This is a genomic window from Streptomyces sp. NPDC059852, assembly GCF_042731455.1.
Classification (GTDB): domain Bacteria; phylum Actinomycetota; class Actinomycetes; order Streptomycetales; family Streptomycetaceae; genus Streptomyces.
In genome coordinates, this window is the sequence record NZ_JBHWJK010000021.1 from 19,592 (window position 1) to 41,976 (window position 22,385).

Annotated in this window: 18 protein-coding genes and 1 riboswitch; of the genes, 10 read left to right on the plus strand and 8 right to left on the minus strand. The window is 71.0% G+C overall.

Translation table 11 applies throughout. The features are described 5' to 3' along the window. Window positions 1–114: 114 nt before the first annotated feature. The 3 genes from ACFV46_RS24675 to ACFV46_RS24685 all read left to right on the plus strand — a co-directional run bounded on the left by ACFV46_RS24675 (window position 115) and on the right by ACFV46_RS24685 (window position 1,935). Complete coding sequence (locus tag ACFV46_RS24675; RefSeq protein ID WP_030857134.1) at window positions 115–327, plus strand: DUF5326 family protein; 213 nt, start codon at window positions 115–117, stop codon at window positions 325–327. 348 nt (window positions 328–675) lie between these two features. Beyond that, window positions 676–1,401 (plus strand): IclR family transcriptional regulator, encoded by a 726-nt coding sequence (locus ACFV46_RS24680; protein WP_376727693.1) that lies wholly within the window; start codon window positions 676–678, stop codon window positions 1,399–1,401. A 96-nt stretch (window positions 1,402–1,497) separates the two neighbouring features. Beyond that, entirely contained in the window at window positions 1,498–1,935 is a 438-nt protein-coding gene (locus ACFV46_RS24685) for an SsgA family sporulation/cell division regulator (protein ID WP_361928249.1), read from the plus strand. Between the two features lie 73 nt (window positions 1,936–2,008). On the opposite strand, the gene ACFV46_RS24690 is transcribed toward ACFV46_RS24685, so the two are convergent. Further along, the gene (locus ACFV46_RS24690) at window positions 2,009–3,511 is read right to left on the minus strand and encodes a YibE/F family protein (protein ID WP_385499705.1); all 1,503 of its coding nucleotides are present in this window, start codon (window positions 3,509–3,511) and stop codon (window positions 2,009–2,011) included. A gap of 71 nt (window positions 3,512–3,582) precedes the next feature. Further along, a riboswitch (TPP riboswitch) is annotated at window positions 3,583–3,739 on the plus strand. Between ACFV46_RS24690 and thiC the strand changes: the two genes are divergently transcribed. Next, entirely contained in the window at window positions 3,732–5,534 is a 1,803-nt protein-coding gene (gene thiC / locus ACFV46_RS24695) for a phosphomethylpyrimidine synthase ThiC (protein WP_376727542.1), read from the plus strand. Its footprint overlaps the riboswitch before it by 8 nt. 143 nt (window positions 5,535–5,677) lie before the next feature. Further along, window positions 5,678–6,781: a hypothetical protein gene (locus tag ACFV46_RS24700; protein WP_361928258.1), complete on the plus strand. Its 1,104-nt coding sequence runs from the start codon at window positions 5,678–5,680 to the stop codon at window positions 6,779–6,781. A gap of 8 nt (window positions 6,782–6,789) precedes the next feature. Here ACFV46_RS24700 and ACFV46_RS24705 read toward each other — a convergent pair whose 3' ends face one another. The 3 genes from ACFV46_RS24705 to ACFV46_RS24715 form a co-directional block, all read right to left on the minus strand. After that, window positions 6,790–7,659 carry a hypothetical protein gene (locus ACFV46_RS24705; protein WP_376727541.1) on the minus strand — a complete coding sequence of 290 codons (870 nt, stop codon included), beginning with the start codon at window positions 7,657–7,659 and terminating at the stop codon, window positions 6,790–6,792. Window positions 7,660–7,851: 192 nt separating this feature from the next. Continuing rightward, entirely contained in the window at window positions 7,852–8,943 is a 1,092-nt protein-coding gene (locus tag ACFV46_RS24710; RefSeq protein WP_376727540.1) for a metallophosphoesterase, read from the minus strand. A gap of 283 nt (window positions 8,944–9,226) precedes the next feature. Beyond that, window positions 9,227–10,339, minus strand: a complete 1,113-nt coding sequence (locus tag ACFV46_RS24715) for a LacI family DNA-binding transcriptional regulator (protein WP_361928266.1) — start codon at window positions 10,337–10,339, stop codon at window positions 9,227–9,229. A gap of 436 nt (window positions 10,340–10,775) precedes the next feature. Between ACFV46_RS24715 and hisC the strand changes: the two genes are divergently transcribed. From hisC to ACFV46_RS24740, 5 genes are all read left to right on the plus strand, one after another. After that, window positions 10,776–11,855: a histidinol-phosphate transaminase gene (gene hisC / locus ACFV46_RS24720; RefSeq protein ID WP_385499707.1), complete on the plus strand. Its 1,080-nt coding sequence runs from the start codon at window positions 10,776–10,778 to the stop codon at window positions 11,853–11,855. 150 nt (window positions 11,856–12,005) lie between these two features. Beyond that, window positions 12,006–13,514, plus strand: coding sequence for a cytochrome ubiquinol oxidase subunit I (locus tag ACFV46_RS24725; protein WP_361928272.1), 1,509 nt, complete (start codon window positions 12,006–12,008; stop codon window positions 13,512–13,514). A gap of 20 nt (window positions 13,515–13,534) precedes the next feature. Next, window positions 13,535–14,539, plus strand: coding sequence for a cytochrome d ubiquinol oxidase subunit II (gene cydB, locus ACFV46_RS24730; protein ID WP_361928275.1), 1,005 nt, complete (start codon window positions 13,535–13,537; stop codon window positions 14,537–14,539). Between the two features lie 12 nt (window positions 14,540–14,551). Next, window positions 14,552–18,052, plus strand: a complete 3,501-nt coding sequence (gene cydD / locus ACFV46_RS24735) for a thiol reductant ABC exporter subunit CydD (protein ID WP_385499710.1) — start codon at window positions 14,552–14,554, stop codon at window positions 18,050–18,052. A gap of 103 nt (window positions 18,053–18,155) precedes the next feature. After that, window positions 18,156–19,229, plus strand: coding sequence for a M23 family metallopeptidase (locus tag ACFV46_RS24740; protein ID WP_385499712.1), 1,074 nt, complete (start codon window positions 18,156–18,158; stop codon window positions 19,227–19,229). Window positions 19,230–19,235: 6 nt separating this feature from the next. Here the strand turns inward: ACFV46_RS24740 and ACFV46_RS24745 are convergent, their stop codons facing one another. From ACFV46_RS24745 to ACFV46_RS24760, 4 genes are all read right to left on the minus strand, one after another. Then, on the minus strand, window positions 19,236–20,162 hold the full coding sequence (locus ACFV46_RS24745) for an HAD hydrolase family protein (RefSeq protein ID WP_385499713.1): 927 nt from the start codon (window positions 20,160–20,162) through the stop codon (window positions 19,236–19,238). 127 nt (window positions 20,163–20,289) lie between these two features. Beyond that, window positions 20,290–21,192 (minus strand): LLM class flavin-dependent oxidoreductase, encoded by a 903-nt coding sequence (locus tag ACFV46_RS24750; protein ID WP_385499715.1) that lies wholly within the window; start codon window positions 21,190–21,192, stop codon window positions 20,290–20,292. A gap of 41 nt (window positions 21,193–21,233) precedes the next feature. Beyond that, window positions 21,234–21,680, minus strand: coding sequence for a hypothetical protein (locus ACFV46_RS24755; protein WP_385499718.1), 447 nt, complete (start codon window positions 21,678–21,680; stop codon window positions 21,234–21,236). Between the two features lie 46 nt (window positions 21,681–21,726). Continuing rightward, window positions 21,727–22,275 (minus strand): RNA 2'-phosphotransferase, encoded by a 549-nt coding sequence (locus ACFV46_RS24760; RefSeq protein WP_385499720.1) that lies wholly within the window; start codon window positions 22,273–22,275, stop codon window positions 21,727–21,729. Between the last annotated feature and the right edge of the window lie 110 nt (window positions 22,276–22,385).

Consider the following 22,385-nt stretch of genomic DNA (forward strand, 5'->3'; position numbering starts at 1 on the left):
GGGCTGCGAGACGTCCGCCGGACCACCCGCCGGCCCTAGCATCGAGTGCAGGGAATCAGTGGATTCGACAGTCAGGACCCGCACTGGACGGGCGGAGAGGTAAGGACAAGGGCGATGCGTGAGATCTTCGCGGGACTGCCGTGGTGGGTGAAGTGGATCGCGGTGCCGGTCATCGCCCTGGTCGTGTTCGGCGGGCTGATAGCCAGCGTCGTCGGCTTCGTGATCGGACTGCTCTTCAAACTGCTGGTCTTCGTGGCCCTGGTCGGCGGACTGATCTACGTCGTCAGGAAGTTCACGTCGAGTTCGTCGTCACGCAGCGACTGGTGACGTTCACGGGGACCGGTGGGCGGTAACAGGAACCGCCGGTTCCCTCGGGCGAGGGAAGTTTCCCCGGCCGTGCGGCCCTCAGCGGTGACGGGCCAATAGGCTCCGTGAATCGACGCGGGGTCGCCCCCGCGAGCGGCGTGCACCCCTCCCGTGTTCCCCCGCACGGGCCCCCCTCGCCCCTCGGGAGTGACCTTGCCCACGGTTGACACCGCACCACCCACACCGACCCACCACCCGCTGGAACAACCGCGCGCCGCCGTACCCCAGGTCCCGCGGCAGACGACACCGGCGTCCCAGGCGGCCCCGGCCTCCCCCGAGCCGCCGCCGTCCGCGACCCTCATCGGATCGGTGCAGCGCGCCATGCGGCTGCTGGAGTGCGTCGCGGGGCACGCGTACGGGGCTCCCGCCAAGCAGCTCGCCCGGGAGACGGGGCTCGCGCTGCCCACGGCCTACCACCTGCTGCGCACCCTGGTGCACGAGGGCTATCTCCGCCGCGACAAGGGGCTGTTCTTCCTCGGCGACGCCGCCGTGCGGCTGAGCAGCACCAGCGCCCAGCAGAAACGTCGCAGCACGATGGTCGACGCACTCGCTCAATGGCGTGACGCGATCGGTGTCCCGGTTTACTACGCGCAGTACCGCGACGGTGAGATCGAGGTCGTGTGCGTCTCCGACACCCCGGGCAATCCGGCGGTGCACGAGTGGGCCGACTTCCGCGAGACCGGCCATGCCCACGCCATCGGCCAGTGCCTGCTCTCCCAGCTGGACGAGGAGGCCCGCCGGGACCATCTGGACCGGCATCCCGTGCGCGCCATCACGCCCTACACGGTCCCGGACAGCCACAGCCTGCTACGACGTCTGGACCAGGCCGGGCGCATGGCCCCCGTGACCGAACGTCAGGAGTACGCGCTCGGCACGGTGTGCGCGGCCATCCCGATCACGGTGGGCACGACCGCCGCGACGATGGCCCTGTCCCTCCCCCTCCACCAGGCCGACCGGCTGCCCTCTGCGGTGCGCCAGCTCCAGGCTGAGATCGGGCGGCTCCTGGGGTCACTCGCGCTCTCTATCAGTATCTGAAAACTCACTCCTTGTGATCTCTCGTGTACGTTCAGCAAGATTCCACCAGTGTCGGGGTCCGTCCCGGCCAGTCGAAGGCAACCGACGGGGTAGGCGATGCGCGAGTCCGTACAGGCAGAGGTCATGATGAGCTTTCTCGTCTCCGAGGAGCTCTCCTTCCGCATCCCGGTGGAACTGCGCTACGAGACCTGTGATCCCTATGCCGTGCGGCTGACGTTCCATCTGCCCGGTGATGCCCCGGTCACCTGGGCCTTCGGGCGCGAGCTGCTGGTCGACGGCGTGGGCAGCCCCTGCGGCGAGGGCGATGTACGGGTCTCCCCGGCCGGATCCGACACCCTGGGCGATGTGCTGATCCGGCTCCAGGTCGGCCCGGACCAGGCGCTGTTCCGCTCCTCCGTGGCACCCCTCGTGGCGTTCCTGGACCGCACCGACAAGCTGGTGCCCCTCGGGCAGGAGGGGGCGCTCGCCGACTTCGACGCGCATCTCGACGAGGCCCTGGACCGCATCCTCGCGGAGGAGCAGAGTGCGGGCTGACGTGTCACGGCGGCCGGGTGCGGCAGGGGCGTAACGCTTCAGCGGATGTCGGGGGCGCCTCGGAGGCCCTGCCTCACCGCTTACGACGTCGTCCGCGCCCACCCCGCCCCGCGGCCGGTGCCGGGCCCGCTACGGCCGGTCGTGCCCCCACGGGCGCCGTGCCGGCCTCGGGACGGTCGGCCGACACCACCAGCGCCGCCAGGGCCGTCGTCACCGGTACGGAGGCGACGAGGCCGATGGAGCCCACCAGCGTCCGCACGATCTCCTCGGCCACCAACTCGCTGTTGGCGACCGTGCCGACGCCGCTCTGGGCGATGGAGAAGAGCAGCAGCAGGGGCAGCGCGGCGCCCGCGTAGGCGAGGACGAGCGTGTTGACGACGGACGCGATGTGGTCGCGGCCGATGCGGATGCCCGCCCGGTACAGCCCGCGCCAGCCCATCGTCGGGTTGGCCTCGTGCAGCTCCCATACGGCGGAGGTCTGGGTGACCGTCACGTCGTCGAGCACACCGAGCGAACCGATGATGATCCCGGCCAGCAGCAGACCGCTCATGTCGATCGACGGATACAGGCCGTGGATGAGACCCGTGTTGTCGTCGGTGTTGCCGGTGAGCGCCGCCCAGTCGATGAACACCGAGCCGAGGACACCGATCAGCAGGAGCGAGACCAGGGTGCCGAGGACCGCGACCGATGTACGCGCCGAGAGGCCGTGGCACAGATAGAGCGCGATCAGCATGATGGCGCTCGCCCCCACCACCGCCACGACCAGCGGGTTCGAGCCCTGCAGGATCGCCGGCAGGATGAAGAAGTTGAGCAGCAGGAAGCTGATGGCCAGTGAGACCAGCGCCATGACGCCCCGCAGCCGCCCGACGAGCACGACGGCGACGGCGAAGATCCCGGCGAGCACCGAGAGCGGGACGCGACGGTTGACGTCGGCGACGGCGTACTGGAGGTCCTTGGGAGCGGAGGGCTCGTAGGCGACGACGACCTCCTGGCCCTCGCTCAACTGCCGTGACTGGTCGGGCTGGACGATCTCCGTGAACGTACGGCCCTTGTCGTTCCCCGTGTCGACGCGGATGGTCGCCTTCTTGCAGGTGCCGCTCTCCTCCCGCGTGGCGGAGGAGCCCTGCCCGGCCGAGGTGCTCCCGGCCGGCGGAGCTCCGCCCGCGCCCACGTCCTTGCAGCTCAACTCGACCACCTTGGTGACCGTGGCCTGCTGGGTCTGCCGGTCGAAGCCGACCCCGGTGCGCTCGTGCGCCGGGGCGCCGCCCGGCCAGAGCACGGCGAGGCCGACCACCACCGCCGCGGCGAACGGGATCAGGACGGCCGCGATGACCTTGCGCAGATGCCGGGAGACGGGAGCGGCCGGACCGTGGGCGTGGCTGTGGGAGTGCCCGTGGCCTGGGCCGTGCCCGTGGCCAGGGCCGCGCTCGGGGCCGTGCCCGCTGTCGGGCCCGCCCTCGGGAGCCGCCGAACCCCGGTGCTCCTCAGGGCCGTTGTGCCGGTCGGGGCCGTTTCCAGGGCCTCGGCCGCGGCGCGGTTCGTGCGGCGGGTACGGAGGTTCATGCGTCGTGGTCACCGCCCGATCATCGCAAGAACGGTGAGGGCCCTCTGTTCACCGCGCCCGGACGGGCGCTAGCGTGGAGGCACCTTTGTACACGCGGGAGCTCGGAGCACCGGGCTGAGAGGGCGCTGACCTCCGTCCCAGCGATGTTTCACATGAAACATCGGCGGACGGACACCGCTGCGTCGACCGCCGAACCTGTTACCGGGTAATGCCGGCGTAGGGAGTAGGTCTCATGACCATCAAGGACGCGCGCACGCCTGCCTCGAACCAGGACGAATCGCCCCTGCCGGGCGCATCCTCCGCAGAGGCCGGGAAGTCCATCGGCTGGCACAAGGCGTACGTCGAGGGCTCACGCCCCGATCTGCGGGTGCCGGTCCGCCAGGTGCACCTCACCAACGGGCAGTCGGTCACGCTGTACGACACGTCGGGCCCGTACACCGATCCGGCCGCCGAGACCGACGTCCGCCGTGGGCTGCCCCCGCTGCGGGAGAACTGGATCATCGCCCGCGGGGACACCGAGGAGTACGCGGGCCGGCCCGTACGGCCCGAGGACGACGGGATCAAGCACACCGCGCCGCGCGGAGGTCTGCGCAACCTCGACGCGGTGTTCCCGGGACGGCCGCGCCAGCCCCGGCGCAGCCGTGACGGACAGGCGGTCACGCAACTCGCGTACGCCCGCCGCGGGGAGATCACCCCCGAGATGGAGTTCGTGGCGATCCGGGAGAACGTCGACCCCGAGGTGGTCCGTGCGGAGATCGCCGCGGGCCGGGCGGTCCTGCCCGCCAACGTCAACCACCCGGAGATCGAGCCGATGATCATCGGCAAGCGGTTCCTGGTGAAGGTCAACGCCAACATCGGCAACTCGGCGGTGACGTCCTCCATCGAGGAGGAGGTCGAGAAGATGACGTGGGCGACCCGCTGGGGCGCCGACACGGTCATGGACCTCTCCACCGGCCGCAACATCCACACCACGCGCGAGTGGGTGCTGCGCAACTCGCCCGTCCCCATCGGCACGGTGCCGCTCTACCAGGCACTGGAGAAGGTCGACGGCAAGGCCGAGGAACTGACCTGGGAGATCTACAAGGACACGGTCATCGAGCAGGCAGAGCAGGGCGTGGACTACATGACGGTCCATGCGGGCGTGCGCCTGCCGTACGTGCCGCTCACCGCGAACCGCAAGACGGGCATCGTCTCCCGGGGCGGCTCGATCATGGCCGCATGGTGCCTGGCGCACCACAAGGAGAGCTTCCTGTACGAGAACTTCGAGGAGCTCTGCGAGATCCTCGCCGCCTACGACGTCACCTACTCGCTGGGCGACGGCCTCAGGCCGGGGTCGATCGCGGACGCCAACGACGAGGCGCAGTTCGCGGAGTTGAGGACGCTCGGGGAACTCAACACCATCGCCAAGCGGTTCAACGTCCAGACCATGATCGAGGGCCCGGGACACGTCCCGATGCACAAGATCAAGGAGAACATCGACCTCCAGCAGGAGATCTGCGAGGAGGCCCCGTTCTACACGCTCGGCCCGCTGACGACGGATGTGGCTCCGGCCTACGACCACATCACCTCGGGCATCGGCGCGGCGATGATCGCCTGGTGGGGTACGGCGATGCTCTGCTACGTGACGCCCAAGGAGCACCTGGGCCTGCCCAACCGGGACGACGTCAAGACAGGCGTCATCACCTACAAGATCGCCGCGCACGCCGCGGACCTCGCCAAGGGCCACCCCGGCGCGCAGGAGTGGGACGACGCCCTGTCCGACGCCCGCTTCGAGTTCCGCTGGGAGGACCAGTTCAACCTGGCGCTCGACCCGGACACGGCACGGGAGTTCCACGACGAGACCCTGCCGGCCGAGCCCGCCAAGACGGCCCACTTCTGCTCGATGTGCGGGCCGAAGTTCTGCTCCATGAAGATCTCCCAGGACATCCGCCGGCGCCACGGCGGCTCCCAGGACGAGATCGAGGAGGGCATGGCCCAGAAGTCCAAGGAGTTCGCGGCGGCGGGCAACAGGGTGTACCTGCCCATCGCGGACTGATCGTCCGACCCGTCGGTGTCCCTCGCACGTCTCGCGGGGGACACCGGCGCCTGGGGGAGAACTGGACGGTGACGCGAGGGGGTCAGTAACGACAAGGACACGTCGCCGCCCGGGCTGACCAAGATCCGTAGTGTGTCTTGCCTATGCCTGGGATCGATGTGGCCAACGGAGTGGCGGGTGCCGTCATCGGCATGCTTTTCGCGGTGCTGTTCCAGCAGCCGTTGCAGGACGCCTGGTACCGGTTACGGACGCGCTCGGCACGCGCCCTCCGCAGCCTCGGACGCCGGGAGGAGTCGGGTCCCGCGTGGCGGACGTTCTCGCTCGGGCCCCTGCAGACCTCTGCCCTGATCGTCGAGGGGGACGGAGAGTCTCCGATACCCCCCGAGACCGTGTACGTCCACGTGCTCGACGACGAGATCGAGCTGCCCTCGGACATGCGGTCCTGGCGGGACGAGATCGCCGCGGAGAGCGAGCAGCTCCGCGCCGAGGGGCGCAGTCCGCTGTGGAACGGGCCACGGTACGCGGTCGAGGCGTTCGACATCTCACGTACCGCTCTCGACGAGCGACCCGAAGTCCATCTGCGTCTGCGACCGACCGACTACTACACCTTCCTGGCCGCTCAGCAACTCGACCGGCGACTTCCGGACGGCACTACGCCCCGGTCCCGGTATCTGGACCCCGACCGGCCCCTGGAGGCGCCGGCGTTCCTCCAGTGCAGCTTCGCCGTCAACATAGCGGTGGTCACCGCCGATGACATGCTCGTCGTCAGCCGGCGCAGCGACCGGGTCCGTATGGCTCCCGGCGTCTGGAACTCCTCGGTCAACGAGGGACTGTCCCGGCACATAGATTCGTCGGGGAGGAGTGCGCCGGACCTGCATGCCGTGGCCCGCCGGGGGATGCGCGAGGAACTCTCCCTGGAACCCCACGAGTACGCGCTCGACCTGCTGGCCTTCGTCCTGGACATCGGGAAGCGCCACTGGAGCGGTCACTTCTACGCCAAGCTGAAGGACCTGAGCAGTGCGGACCTTCAGGCACGCATGAGCCGGGGCGTGGCGGACCGCTGGGAGCACCAGACCATCGACTACGTGCCCTTCCGGCCCGCGGCGGTCGTCACGTACATGCTGCGGGACGACCGCGTGCACCGCTGGGCGCCGTTGGCGCCGGCGCTCTTCCATCTCTCGCTGGTCCATGCCTACAGCCGCACGCTCGTCGAGCGGGTCGAGGCGCAGCTCACCCGGCGCCTGTAGGCCGCGTCTCACTCCGGCTGGTGTTCCGGGCCTCCGAAGTCCGGGCTGGTGTAGTCCGGGCTCGAGAAGCGTGGGCGGTGGCCCCCGGCGGGGCCGTCGTCCGGGCTGCTGAACCCGGGGCGGCCGTAGCCGAGGTTCGGCATCCGGCCCGCCGGAGCCGACGGTGAGGTGGGGTGCAGGGCGGCGGTGGTGCCGGCGTCGGCGAGCGCTTCCCGCAGGAAGGGCAGGATGCCGCGCTCCAGCAGGGCCTGCCGCCAGGCATCCCTGGCCAGGACCACTTCCTCGCTCAGCGCGCCGTAGGGCGTGCCGTCGAGGGTGGGCCGGTTGCGCAGGGCGGTCAGGAGGAGTCCGACGGCGGCGACCAGGACGGCCGCCGCCGCGATGGCTCCGAACACCCATCCGGTGGTCAGCATCGTCCGGGCGAAGCCCTGCTCGGGGTCGAACATCTTGAGGATGTATCCCACGAGCAGGAATATCGCCGCGGCGGTGCCGGCGAGGACGGGTGCCAGGACCGCGAGGACGGCGACGAGGCCGGGTCCCGCGGTCTCGGCGACCTCTCCCACGGTGGCGGCGAGTCCCATCGCGCCCCCGCCCGGCTCGCTGGAGCCGGTCTCACGGGACGACGACGAGCTGGACGGCGCCGGCTGGCGCAGTTCCTCACGGACCTTCACGTAGTGCTGGTATTCGGTCGCCGCGGCGGCCGTGATGAGCGCGGTGGCGTTCAGCGCCATGGTGCGCAGTTGTTCGGGGTTGAGCCGCTGTCCGACAGCGGCCAGTTCCGGGCGGTGTGGGGCGGAGCGCAGCGCCTCGTCGAGGATCCGCTCGTAGTCCTGGCGGTCCTCGCTTAGCAGGTGCTGCGGAACGCTGTTCATGTGCATCCCCCGATGCTCCGTAGGGCTTGGGGCTCGCATGCCAACGAGCCGTCGGGCAGAAACGGAGGGGAGCCTGCTACGGATAAGCCGATGGTAGAGCGGTGACGGCATACGGTGACAGGGGGTTTGCCAAAATTGGGCCCCGGCCCGCGCCTCCTTGCGCCCCCCGTGACCGGGGGACGACGCACCGTGGAACGGTCAGATCTCCAGGGGGAGTTGCTGGACCAACAGCTTTCCGGCCATGGTCACACCGCCGTCCATCGCGATCGCGAGTCCGTCCGCGTAGACGTGCGGGCCCTCGACCAGCGGCCCGGAGTTGTCCTCGCCGTCCTCGGAGCCGACCTCGCCGAGCAGATACGGAATCGGGCTGTGGCCGTGAACGATCCGGGTGCCGCCGTACGTATCGAGCAGGGAGCGCACGGCCTGTGCGCCGCCCTCGTCACGGAAGGAGAACCGCTTGGTGAGCTTGCGGAACAGGTCCCAGACCTCGTCGGCGTCGTTGCGGGTGAGCGTCTCGCGGACGGTGTCGTTGACCTCCTCGATGGACCGGCCGTAGTCGAGATAGGCGGTGGTGTCGGAGTGCACCAGCAGATGCCCGTCCACCTCCTCGACGGCGTCGAGCCGGGACATCCACTGCAGGTGGTGGTCCTGGAGGCGGTCCATGTCGGTCTTCTGCCCGCCGTTGAGCAGCCAGGCCGCCTGGAAGGTGGCGGTGCCCGCACCCGAGTTGACGGGGGTGTCGCCGAACCGCTTGGCGCCGAGCAGCAGCAGCTCGTGGTTGCCCATGAGGGCCTTGCAGTAGCCCCCGGAGGCGGCGGCCTCCGCGGACAGCCGCATCACCAGGTCGATGACGCCGATGCCGTCGGGACCGCGGTCGGTGAAGTCGCCGAGGAACCACAGCCGGGCGGTGCCCGCGCACCAGCTGCCGGCCGAGTCGATGAGGCCCTTCTCCTGGAGGGCGGCCGTCAGCTCGTCCAGGTAGCCGTGCACGTCACCGACGACGAACAGGGGCCCGGGGCCGTCGGTGGACTGCTGGACCGGGACGGAGACGGGCTCGACCTGCACCTGGACCGTGTCGCCGCGCTGGATGACCGGCAGGTCGCGCTCGGTGGGCGTGTAGCCCTCGGGGTACGGCTCCGGGTAGGTCTCGGCGGGAGGGGGCGGCGCCACGTCACCGGGGTGTGTGCTCTGGGCGTACGGACCGGTCTCGTGCACGTAAGCGGGCACCCGGAAGTCGCGCAACGTCGCCGTCCGCTCCACCTCGGGTCCCTGACCGGCCCCCTGAGTCATCAGACCCCTCCACCATCGCGCCGCAGCTGCACCGCTTCGGACTGCCTGGTCGCAGCGGCCCGCGGTGTCGTGCGCCCATCATAGGAATGCCGATCGCGCCATGTGATGACCCAGGGGTGGTGAATCGGAGCAGGACTCCAGTCCGGTGCGGCTTTCGCCCCGATTGGGTGGGAAATCGCCTGCTCGACGACCACCCTGATCGCCCGCCCGACGACCGTCCCGGAGGCGCCCACGGACCTGTGTGCGAGGTGTGCCGGGACGCCGTCCAGGGCGGGAGAACGGTCTAGCGGTCCTCGGGGGACCTCGGCGGGCTGACCGTCGTCCGCGGCGGGCGTCGCTGGGACGAGGTGCGCACGATCAGCTCCGTCGGTATCACCTGCTCGACCGGCTGCTCCGCGTCGACCCCCTCGATGGCGTCGATGAGGAGCTGCACGACGGCCGTGCCGATGCGGCGCGGCTTGAGGGAGAGCGTGGTGATGGGCGGCTCGGTGTTCGCGTAGACCGTGGATTCGCTGCAGCACACCAGAAGCAGGTCGTCCGGTACGCGCAGGCCGTAGCGGCGGGCGGCGGCGAGCAGATCCGTGCCGTTGGGGTCGAACAGGCCGTAGACCGCGTCGGGCCGGTCCGGCCGGGCGAGCAGCCGGTCGGCGGCGACGGCGCCCGCGCACGGGTCGTGCGCCGGGTAGGCCTCGTACACCGGGTCCTGGCCGACCCGCTCGCACCAGCGCAGATACGCGGTGGTCGACAGATGAGTGTACGTGTCGGTGGTGGTGCCGGTGAGCAGGCCGATACGGCGGGCGCCGGCGTCGGCCAGGTGGTCGAGGATGCCGAGGACGGCGGCCTCGTGGTCGTTGTCGACCCAGGCGGTGACCGGCAGCGCGCCGGCCGGGCGCCCGTCGGAGACGACCGGCAGGCCCTGCCGCACCAGCTCGCTGACGACCGGGTCCTGGTCGGACGGGTCGATGACGACGGTGCCGTCCAGGGCGACGTTCGACCACACGTCGTGGCGCGAGGTCGCCGGGAGGATCACGAGGGCGTAGCCGCGGGCGAGCGCGGCCGAGGTCGCGGCCCGGGCCATCTCGGCGAAGTACGCGAACTCCGTGAAGGTGAAAGGTTCATCCCCGTACGTGGTCACGGTCAGGCCGATGAGGCCCGACTTGCCGGTACGGAGGGTGCGGGCTGCTGCCGACGGGCGGTAGCCCAGCCGGTCGGCGACCTCGCGGACATGGCGTCGGGTGGCGTCGGGGAGCCGGCCCTTGCCGTTGAGGGCGTCGGAGACGGTCGTGATGGAGACCCCTGCGGCGGCGGCCACGTCTCTGATACCCGCCCGGCTGGACCGGCCGCCCCGGCGAGAGGTTTCCGCGCGGCTCACCTGGTGCTTCCCTGCTGCTGTCATGGCGAGCCGATAGTAGGGCTCATCGGGTGGGGTAGTGCGGACGCATATGCACGCGTTGACAGACACGTTTCTGCATGGTCATCCGACATCAAAGCCCTTGGAAACCAAGGGAGTTGAACGATCCCATAGTAGGACGTGACGTGTCGGCGGGTGTGGGCCTGCCTCATGCCCGATGTTTCGAAGAGGTCTCAACTCACCTGCACGAGGGATGCGCGCCACGGCGCGAGCTACCGGCGCATAGATATATGTGCGGCGCGCCCCTGCTTTCGTACGCCTTCGTACGACGATGCCCCGGATGGAGGCCGGATCGGGTGTGACGCGGTGGTCGGCAGCCGGACCGTCTCCCCTGTACGCATCGGAGCCGAATCCTCATAAGGTGAGGAGTATTGGAGCCGGCGGTGGTGATGGGCCGCCGGTGGTCGCGAGGAGGACTGCGGTGAGCGAGACGAGCCCCAAGCTGCGCGCCGAGCTGGAGGGGATCCCCACCTACAAGCCGGGCAAGCCCGCCGCGGCCGGTGGCCCGGTGGCCTACAAGCTGTCCTCCAACGAGAACCCCTATCCGCCGCTGCCCGGTGTGATGGAGACGGTGGCGGCCAGCGCCGCGTCGTTCAACCGCTACCCGGACATGATGTGCACCGGGCTCATGAACGAGCTGTCCGAGCGCTTCGCCGTCCCGGCGTCGCATCTGGCCACGGGCACCGGCTCGGTCGGTGTCGCCCAGCAGCTCCTTCAGGCCACCTCGGGACCGGGCGACGAGGTCGTCTACGCCTGGCGGTCCTTCGAGGCGTACCCGATCATCACGCGGATCAGCGGCGCCACTCCGGTCCAGGTGCCGCTGACACCGGGCGATGTGCACGACCTGGACGCGATGGCCGACGCGATCACCGAGCGCACCCGGCTGGTCTTCGTCTGCAACCCGAACAACCCGACCGGCACGGTCGTGCGGCGGGCCGAGCTCGAGCGGTTCCTCGACCGGGTGCCCCGGGACGTCCTGGTGGTGCTGGACGAGGCGTACCGCGAGTTCATCCGCGACCCCGAGGTCCCGGACGGCGTGGAGATCTATCGCGAGCGCCCGAACGTCTGCGTCCTGCGGACCTTCTCCAAGGCGTACGGCCTCGCCGGTCTGCGCGTCGGTTTCGCCATCGCCCATGAGCCGGTCGCGGCGGCCCTGCGCAAGACGGCGGTCCCGTTCGGCGTCAGCCAGATCGCGCAGGAGGCGGCCATCGCCTCGCTGCGCGCCGAGGACGAGCTGATCGGCCGCGTGGGCTCGTTGGTGTGCGAGCGCAACCGCGTCGTCGAGGGGCTGCGCGGGCAGGGCTGGACGGTGCCCGAGACCCAGGCCAACTTCGTCTGGCTGCGGCTGGGGGAGCGCACGGTCGCCTTCGCGCAGGCGTGCGAGCAGGCGGGCGTGGTGGTCCGGCCGTTCCCGGGTGAGGGTGTGCGGGTGACGGTCGGAGAGGCCGAGGCGAACGACATCTTCCTGAAGGTGGCGGAAGGCTTCCGCAAGGAGAAGTAGCGGCCTGGGGCCCGGCCGGGAACCGCGTCCCGGCCGGGCCCCACGGGGTTGACCGCGGGTAACAGGACCCCCCTACGGAAGGGAACACGCGTGCTGCATAATGGCTTGTGAATGTGAACGCTTTCACAAGCGTAGGTAAGGAGCGGCGACGTGAACCTGGCTCTGGCGCCGGAGACGCTGGCGCGATGGCAGTTCGGCATCACCACCGTCTACCACTTCCTCTTCGTCCCGCTGACGATCTCGCTGGCCGCTCTCACGGCCGGACTGCAGACCGCCTGGGTGCGCACGGAGAACGAGAAGTACCTCAGGGCGACGAAGTTCTGGGGCAAGCTCTTTCTGATCAACATCGCGATGGGCGTCGTCACGGGCATCGTGCAGGAGTTCCAGTTCGGCATGAACTGGTCCGACTACTCACGCTTCGTCGGTGACGTCTTCGGCGCCCCCCTCGCGTTCGAGGCCCTGATCGCCTTCTTCTTCGAGTCCACCTTCATCGGGCTGTGGATCTTCGGCTGGGACAAGCTGCCGAAGAAGATCCATCTGGCCTGCATATGGATGGTCTCGATCGGCACGATCCTGTCGGCGTACTTCATCCTGGCCGCCAACTCCTGGATGCAGCACCCCGTCGGCTACAAGATCAACGAGGCGAAGGGGCGGGCCGAGCTCACCGACTTCTGGCATGTGCTGACCCAGAACACCGCGCTCGCCCAGGCCTTCCACACCCTGTCGGCGGCGTTCCTCACCGGTGGCGCGTTCATGGTCGGCATCGCCGCCTTCCACCTGCTGCGCAAGAAGCACATCCGCGAGATGAAGACCTCGCTGCGGCTCGGCCTGGTCACCGTCGCGATCGGCGGCCTGCTGACCGCCGTCAGCGGTGACGTGCTCGGCAAGATCATGTACGAGCAGCAGCCGATGAAGATGGCCGCCGCTGAGGCCCTGTGGGACGGCGAGCAGCCGGCGCCCTTCTCGGTCTTCGCCGTCGGTGACGTCGACAAGGGCCACAACAAGGTCGCCGTGGAGATCCCGGGCCTGCTGTCCTTCCTGGCCAAGGACGACTTCACCTCGTACGTCCCGGGCATCAACGACATCAACAAGGCCGAGCAGGAGAAGTACGGGCCCGGCGACTACCGGCCCAACATCCCGGTCGCCTACTGGGGCTTCCGCTGGATGATCGGCTTCGGCATGGCGTCGTTCACGATCGGTCTGGCCGGCCTCTGGCTGACCCGGAAGAAGTTCATGCTGCCGCAGCACCTGCGGGTCGGCGACGACGAGGTACCGCATCTGGTCCTGCTGCCCCACAAGGCGCTCAGCCCGAAGCTCACCACCTGGTACTGGCGCATCGCGATCTGGACGCTGGCCTTCCCGCTGATCGCCAACTCCTGGGGCTGGATCTTCACCGAGATGGGCCGTCAGCCGTGGGTGGTCTACGGCGTCCTGCGCACCCGTGACGCGGTCTCCCCCGGTGTCTCCCAGGGCGAGGTCCTCACCTCGATGCTCGTGTTCACCGCGCTCTACGCCGTCCTCGCGGTCGTCGAGGTCAAGCTCCTCGCCAAGTACATCAAGGCCGGCCCGCCGGAGCTGACCGAGGCCGACCTGAACCCGCCCACGAAGATCGGCGGCGACTCCCGGGACGCCGACAAGCCGATGGCCTTCTCGTACTAGGCCGAGGGAGCTGCACAGTCATGGAACTGCACGACGTCTGGTTCGTCCTGATCGCCGTCCTGTGGATCGGCTACTTCTTCCTGGAGGGCTTCGACTTCGGGGTCGGCGTCCTCACCAAGCTGCTCGCCCGCAACCGGCCCGAGCGGCGGGTGCTGATCAACACGATCGGTCCCGTCTGGGACGGCAACGAGGTCTGGCTGCTCTCGGCGGGCGGCGCCACCTTCGCCGCCTTCCCCGAGTGGTACGCCACGCTCTTCTCCGGCTTCTATCTGCCGCTGCTGCTGATCCTGGTCTGCCTGATCGTCCGGGGTGTCGCCTTCGAATACCGGGCGAAGCGGCCCGAGGAGAACTGGCAGCGCAACTGGGAGCAGGCGATCTTCTGGTGCTCCCTGCTCCCCGCGTTCCTCTGGGGGGTGGCGTTCGGCAACATTGTGCGCGGTGTGAAGATCGACGAGGGGCACGAGTACGTCGGTGGCGTCCTGGATCTGCTCAACCCGTACGCCCTGCTCGGCGGTCTGGTGACGCTCACCCTGTTCACCTTCCACGGTGCCGTGTTCACGGCCCTGAAGACCGTGGGGGAGATCCGGGAGCGGGCGCGGGCCCTGGCCCTGCGGGTCGGTCTGGTGACCGCCGCGCTGGCCCTGGTCTTCCTGCTCTGGACGCAGGCCGAGAATGGGGACGGGCAGAGCCTGGTCGCGCTGGTCGTGGCCGTCGCCTCCCTGGTCGCCGCGCTCGTGGCCAACCAGGCGGGGCGTGAGGGATGGTCGTTCGCGCTCTCCGGCGTCACCATCGTGGCCGCCGTGGCGATGCTCTTCCTGACGCTCTTCCCGAACGTCATGCCGTCGTCGCTGAACGGCGAGTGGAGCCTCACGGTCACCAACGCCTCGTCGAGCCCCTACACCCTGAAGATCATGACCTGGTGCGCGGTGATCGCCACGCCGCTCGTCATGCTCTACCAGGGCTGGACCTACTGGGTCTTCCGCAAGCGGATCGGTACACAGCACATCGCTGAACCCGTGCACTGAGGTGTGTTTCACGTGAAACCAATCGACCCCCGTCTTCTGCGGTACGCACGCGCCACCCGGCTGTTCCTGATCGCGGTCGTCGCGCTGGGTGCCGTGGGAGCGGGTCTGGTGATCGCCCAGGCGATGCTCATCGCCGAGATCGTGGTGGGCGCCTTCCAGCACGGTCTCTCGGCGGGCGCACTGCGCACTCCCCTGGCGCTGCTGGTGGCGGTCGCCCTCGGTCGTGCGGCGGTCGCCTGGCTCACCGAACTCGCCGCCCACCGGGCCAGCGCGGCGGTGAAGTCGGAGCTGCGAGGGCGGCTGCTGGAGCGGGCGGCGGAGCTGGGGCCCGGCTGGCTGGGCGGACAGCGGACCGGTTCGCTGGTCGCCCTCGCCACCCGTGGGGTCGACGCCCTCGACGACTACTTCTCCCGCTACCTCCCCCAGCTCGGGCTGGCGGTCGTCGTCCCGGTGGCGGTGCTGGCGCGGATCGTGACAGAGGACTGGGTGTCGGCGGCGATCATCGTCGGCACCCTGCCGCTCATCCCGGTCTTCATGATGCTGATCGGCTGGGCGACCCAGTCCCGGATGGACCGTCAGTGGCAGCTGCTGTCCCGGCTGTCCGGGCACTTCCTGGACGTCGTCGCCGGTCTGCCCACCCTCAAGGTGTTCGGCCGGGCCAAGGCACAGGCCGAGTCGATCCGCCGGATCACCGGCGAGTACCGCCGCGCCACGATGCGGACGCTGCGGATCGCCTTCATCTCCTCCTTCGCCCTGGAACTGCTGTCGACGCTCTCGGTGGCCCTGGTCGCCGTGTCGATCGGCATGCGCCTCGTCCACGGCGAGATGAGCCTGTACGACGGCCTGGTCGTCCTGGTGCTGGCACCCGAGGCCTATCTGCCGCTGCGTCAGGTGGGCACGCAGTACCACGCGGCGGCCGAGGGCCTGTCCGCCGCCGAGGAGATCTTCGAGGTCCTGGAGACCCCCGCGTCGGCCACAGGTGGAGCCGAGGTCCCACCGGGCGCGGTCACCGTCGACGGCGTCCGTGTCCGCTACCCCGGGCGGTCCACGGACGCCCTGTCCGGTGCGTCCCTCACGATCGAGCCCGGTGAGACCGTGGCCCTGGTCGGGCCGAGCGGCGCGGGCAAGTCGACGCTGCTGAACGTCCTGCTGGGCTTCGTACCGCCCACCGAGGGCCGCGTCCTGGTCGGGGGAGCCGACCTCGCCGGACTCGACCTCGCGCAGTGGCACGCACGGATCGCCTGGGTGCCACAGCGCCCCCACCTGTACGCCGGGACCGTCGCCGAGAACGTCCGGCTGGCCCGTCCCGACGCCGACGACGACGCCGTACGGCAGGCGCTGCGGGACGCCGGGGCGCTGGAGTTCGTCGACGCGCTGCCCCAGGGAGCCGCGACCCTGCTCGGGGAGGACGGCGCGGGGCTCTCCGCGGGCCAGCGGCAACGGCTCGCGCTGGCCCGGGCGTTCCTCGCGGACCGGCCCGTGCTGCTGCTCGACGAGCCCACGGCCGCCCTGGACGGGACCACCGAGGCCGAGGTCGTGGAGGCGGTGCGCCGGCTCGCCGTGGGCCGGACGGTCCTGCTCGTGGTGCACCGCCCGGCCCTGCTCGGCGTGGCCGACCGGGTCGTGCGGCTGGAGGAGCCCGGGACTCCCGCCCGGACGGCCGCCCCGCACCAGGCGCCCGTCGTCCGCCCCGCCGAGGGCGCCTTCACGGCGGACGCCACCCGGACCGCCGCCTCCGAGGCGCCCGAGCACACGGCCGCCGGGCAGGGCGTCCTAGGCCGGGTGCGGGCGATGTCCCGAGCCCGGCGCGGCCGGCTGGCCCTCGCCCTGCTGCTGGGCAGCCTGGCGCTCGGCAGCGCCGTCGGGCTCATGGCCACCTCCGGCTGGCTCATCTCCCGCGCCTCGCAGCAGCCGCCCGTGCTGTATCTGATGGTGGCGGTGACGGCGACGCGTGCCTTCGGCATCGGACGGGCCGTGTTCCGCTACGCGGAGCGGCTGGTGTCGCACGACGCGGTGCTGCGGATGCTCGCCGACACCCGGGTCGCCGTGTACCGGCGGCTGGAGCGGCTGGCGCCCGCCGGGCTGCGCCGCACCCGGCGCGGCGATCTGCTGTCCCGGCTGGTGGCGGACGTGGACGCGCTGCAGGACTACTGGCTGCGCTGGCTGCTGCCCGCGGGCGCGGCCCTGATCGTCTCCGTCGGAGCCGTCGGCTTCACGGCGTGGCTGCTGCCCGAGGCCGGTGCCGTGCTCGCGGCCGGGCTGCTCGCGGCCGGTGTCGGCGTCCCGCTCATCACGGGCGCCGTGGCCCGCCGCGCCGAGCAACGGCTGGCCCCGGCCCGGGGCGTGCTCGCCACCCGGGTGACCGACCTGCTCACCGGCACCGCCGAACTGACCGTCGCCGGGGCCCTGCCCGCCCGCACCGCCGAGGCCCGCCGGGCGGACGGCGTGCTCACCCGGATCGCCTCGCGGGCCGCCACCGCCACCGCCCTCGGCGACGGGCTCACCGCCCTGGTCTCCGGGCTCACCGTCGCCGCCACCGCGCTCGTGGGCGCCGAGGCGGTCGCCGCCGGACGCCTGGGCGGAGTGACGATGGCCGTCGTCGTGCTCACCCCGCTGGCCGCCTTCGAGGCGGTCCTCGGGCTGCCGCTCGCCGTGCGGTACCGGCAGCGGGTGGGCAGGAGCGCCGAACGCGTCTTCGAGGTGCTGGACGCCCCGGAGCCGGTACGGGAACCGCAGGCGCCGCGGCGGGCGCCCGCCACGCCCTTCCCGGTCGCGCTCAGCGGCCTCACCGCACGCCACGCGGGCCAGGGACGGGACGCGCTCGCCGGTTTCGACCTCGTGCTCGAGGAAGGGCGCCGGGTCGCCGTGGTCGGCCCGTCCGGCTCCGGCAAGACGACACTGGCGCAGGTGCTGCTGAGGTTCCTGGACGCGGACTCCGGCGCGTACACACTGGGCGGCGCCGACGCGACCGCGCTGGACGGGGACGCCGTACGCCGGCTCGTCGGGCTGTGCGCCCAGGACGCGCACCTCTTCGACAGCTCCGTACGGGAGAACCTGCTGCTGGCCCGGAAGGACGCCACCGAGGCGGACCTGCGGGACGCCCTGGAGCGGGCCCGCCTGCTCGACTGGGCCGACGGCCTGCCCGACGGACTGGACACGCTCGTCGGGGAGCACGGGGCCCGGCTGTCGGGCGGGCAGCGGCAGCGGCTCGCGCTGGCCCGCGCGCTCCTCGCCGACTTCCCCGTCCTCGTCCTGGACGAGCCCGCCGAGCACCTCGATCTGCCGACCGCCGACGCCCTCACCGCCGACCTGCTCACCGCCACCGAGGGCCGCACGACCGTGCTCATCACGCACCGGCTGGCCGGGCTCGAGGCCGTCGACGAGGTCGTCGTCCTGGACGCGGGACGGGTGGTGCAGCGGGGGCCCTACGCGGAACTGGCGGCCGTGGACGGACCGCTGCGGGCGATGGTGGAGCGGGAGGCGGCGGCCGACCTGCTCGTGGGAGCGGCGTAGCGCCGGGGGTGGACGTCCGGAGTGCCCCGTCCGCAGCAACGGGTCCCCCGGCCGGCGGACGTGAACAGGACCCGGCTCCGGTGCCGGGTCCAGGATCGCTGACATGCGTTCACATCGCCGTGGTCCCCGGGTCGTTCCGGTGCTGCTGTGCGCGCTCGTCCTGCTGATGTCCCGGCCCGCCGTCTCCGTCGCCGACGACACGGACTCCCCGGGGAACGACGGCCCCGGCGCGCTCGGCCTGAGCGTCCAGGTGGTGCGGCTGTACGAGGACGCGGCGCTGGCGACACGGCGCTACGAGCGGGGACGGCAGGAGGCCGAGGCACATCGCGCCCAGGCGCTGCGGGTCGAAAAGCTGCTCGACCGTGAGCGGCGGGAGCTCGGCGTGCTGCGGGAGGACCTGGGGAGGATCGCGCGGGCCCAGTACCGCACCAGCGGCGGGATGCCGCTGACGGCGCAGATCGTCCTCGCGTCGAGCCCCGAGGAGCTGATGCGCGGTCAGCACGTGTTCTCTCAGACCAACCTGGCCGTCAACAACGCCATCGAGAAGAGCCGCCGCGCCGAGGACCGGCTGGAGAAGGACGAGGCGAGGGCCGTCGCCGCGTGGGAGGGCCTGGAGAGGCGCAACACCGAACTCGCCGAGCTGAAGAAGACGGTGGAGCGCACGCTGGACGCGGCGCGGTGGGAGTTGCAGGGGCAGGCGGACGCCGCCGTGGCGGCCGGCTCCTGCCCCGGTGCCGTGCGGCTCGACCAGAAGCGGAAGAAGCTCTCCGCCGCCTGGGTCACCCCGGTCGAGTCCTACGCCCTGTCGGCGTCCTTCGGCAGCGGCGGGCAGCGGTGGGCGCACCGGCACACCGGGCAGGACTTCGCCGTGCCGATCGGCACGCCGGTGCGGTCGGTGGCGGACGGCCGTGTGGTCAAGGTGTCGTGCGGCGGGGCCTTCGGCATGGAGGTCGTCGTCCTGCACACCGACGGCTACTACACGCAGTACGCGCACCTGGCGTCCGTCGCGGTCGACCAGGGCGAGCGCGTGGACGCGGGCCAGTGGATCGGGCAGTCCGGCACCACCGGCAACTCCACGGGCCCGCACCTGCACTTCGAGGTGCGGATCACCCCCGAGATGGGGTCGGCGGTGGACCCGGTGCCCTGGCTGGAGCAGCGGGGCGTGCGGCTCGGATGACGCGGGTCAGGCGTGCTCCGTCAGCAGCCGCTCGATGACGACGGCGACGCCGTCCTCGTTGTTGGCGACGGTCCGGCCGGAGGCGGCGGCGACCGCGTCCGGGTGTGCGTTGCCCATCGCGTAGGAGCGGCCCGCCCAGGTCAGCATCTCGACGTCGTTCGGCATGTCCCCGAAGGCGACGACCTCCTCGTGCGAGATACCGCGCTCGGCGCAGCACAGCGCGAGGGTGCTGGCCTTGGAGACGTCGGGGCCGCTGATCTCCAGCAGGGCGCTGGGGCTGGAGCGGGTGACACCGGCGCGGTCCCCGATCGCGACCCGGGCGAGGGTCAGGAAGGCGTCGGGGTCCAGCGTGGGGTGGTAGGCGAGGATCTTCAGCACCGGCTCGCCGGCACCGGGCCCGTCCGGCGCCAGGATGTCCTCGGCCGGGGCCAGCTCGTCCGGGATCTCCATGTGCAGCTTGGGATAGTCCGGCTCCTGGTGGAAGCCGTAGGTCTGCTCGACCGCGTAGACCGTGCCCGGCGCCGCGTCCCGCAGCAGCCGTACGGCGTCCAGCGCGTTCTCCCGGGCCAGCTCGCGGACCTTCACGAACCGGTGGGCGCCGGGACCGCCGTGCAGGTCGACCACGGCGGCGCCGTTGCCGCAGATCGCCAGGCCGTGACCGTGGACGTGGTCGCTGACGACGTCCATCCAGCGCGCGGGGCGGCCGGTCACGAAGAACACCTCGACGCCCGCCTTCTCTGCGGCGGCCAGCGCGGCGACCGTGCGCGGGGAGACCGACTTGTCGTCCCGCAGCAGCGTGCCGTCCAGATCGGTGGCGATGAGCCGCGGGCGGACGACGGGCCCGCCGTCGCGCCCGAGCGAGGTCGAGAGCGCGGGGGACGCCGGGTTCTGAGGCTGTCGAGTCGCTGAGGTCACCTGGTCATTCTCCCGCATATGCCTGCACGCCCGTGCAGGAGTCCGCACATCTGATGCGGTACCTGAGGAGATACCGCCCCCGTGGGTACCGGCGGGACCGCCCGCACCCGCGTCCTCCTCCGGGTATCCGCCCCGGCCGCCCGGCTCACGCGAGCTGGGCCTTCGCCTCCATGGCGATCTGCTCGAAGACCTTCATATCGGCCGCGAAGTCCGAGTCCGGGATCGGCCAGTGCACCACGATCTCCGTGAATCCGAGCTCCTGATGGCGGCCTGCGAAGTCCACGAACGCGTCCAGCGACCCCAGCGGGCGCGCCCGGTCCGGGGTGAACCCGGTCAGCAGCACCTTGTCGAGCGAACCCGGGTCCCGGCCGGCCTCCGCGCACGCGTCGCCCAGCTTCGCGAGCTGCCCGCGAATGGCTTGAACCGACTGCTCGGGAGTGCCGTTCTCGTACAGCTTGGGGTCGCCCGTGGTGACCCACGCCTGCCCGAACCGTGCCGCCAGACGCAGTCCGCGCGGCCCGGTCGCGGCCACCGCGAAGGGCAGCCGGGGGCGCTGCACACAGCCCGGGATGTTGCGGGCCTCGTGCGCCGAGTAGAACTCGCCCCGGTACGACACCGAGTCCTCGGTGAGCAGCCGGTCCAGCAGCCCGACGAACTCGGCGAACCGGTCGGCGCGCTCGCGCGGGGTCCAGGGGTCCTGGCCCAGCGCGGTGGCGTCGAAGCCAGTGCCGCCGGCACCGACCCCGAGGGTGACCCGGCCGCCCGAGACGTCGTCGAGGGAGATCAGATCCTTGGCGAGGGTCACCGGGTGCCGGAAGTTCGGCGAGGTCACCAGCGTCCCCAGCCGCATCCGGTCGGTGACGGCCGCGGCGGCGGTCAGCGTGGGCACGGCACCGAACCACGGCCCGTCCCGGAAGCTCCGCCAGGACAGATGGTCGTAGGTGTAGGCGGCGTGGAAGCCGAGCTGCTCCGCCCGCTGCCATGCCTCGCGGCCTCCCTCGGACCAGCGGCGATACGGGAGGATCACGGTGCTCAGGCGAAGACTCATGCGTCGAGCGTATGCGGCCCGGCCGGTTTCACGTGAAACGGTCACCGCACGCGCGCACTCAGCCACGGAGTGAGGCTGAGCATCGGCAGAAACTCCCGGTGCGTACGGTCCCCGGGCAGCGGCACGATCAGAAAGTGGCCGGGCGGGAAACGGCGGGCCCGGACATGGGCGAGGCCGTCGTAGACGGACCGGACGAAGGCGGGTACGTCGTCACGGTCGACGTCGGGGCAGTCGACGCCCTCGACGGTCACCAGCGCGTCGTCGTCCGGATAGAGCCGCACGCTCACGCGGGGAGAGCCGCCCAGCTCGACGTACGCCTCGTGCGGCAGCGAGCCGTCCGGGTCCATGGTCACGCCGACCCCGGCGGCACCGCGGCGGGACGTCTGGTCGGCGCCGATGTCATGGGTCACCTCGATGGCACGGTCGTAGGCGGCGGCGAGGTCACGCAGCGCGGTCACGGCGGACTCGGTGGTGGGGAAGTGGTCCATACCACCGATCATGCAGGAGGAGCCGGTCGCGCGGGGCCGATCAAGGTCAGTGCGCCTCGGGAAACCGCAGGTACTCCGGCGGCACGGCCTTCGTCAGCCAGACTCCGTTGGCGCTGACCTGGAAGACATGCCCGTCGCGGTGCATGGCGCCGGTGTCCACGGACAGCACGACCGGGCGGCCGCGCCGGGCGCCGACGCGGGTGGCGGTGTCGCGGTCCGGCGACAGATGCACGTCATGCCGGTTCATGGGCCGCAGCCCCTCGGCGCGGATCGCGTCCAGATGAGCCGCCACGGTCCCGTGGTAGAGGTACGGCGGCGGGGTGGCCGGGGGCAGTCCCAGGTCCACCTCGACGCTGTGGCCCTGGCTGGCGCGGATACGGGTGCCGTCCACGGCGAAGCGCTTCTTGTCGTTGGCCGCGACCACGTGGTCCAGCTCGTCGCGGGTGAAGGGGAAACCGTGCGCTCTCGCGGCGGCGATCAGCGTGTCGATCTCCACCCAGCCGCCCTCGTCCAACGTGAGACCGATCCGCTGTGGCTGGTGGCGCAGATGCTTCGACAGATACTTGGACACCTTCACGGTGCGTCTCTCGTCCATGCCCACCAGCGTGCCGGGAGCGAGACGAATCACGCGAACGATTTCGCGCAGGAGGTTTGGTCCACAGCCAAGTGCGGTTATCCACAGGGGAATTGGCGATCCTGTGGAGA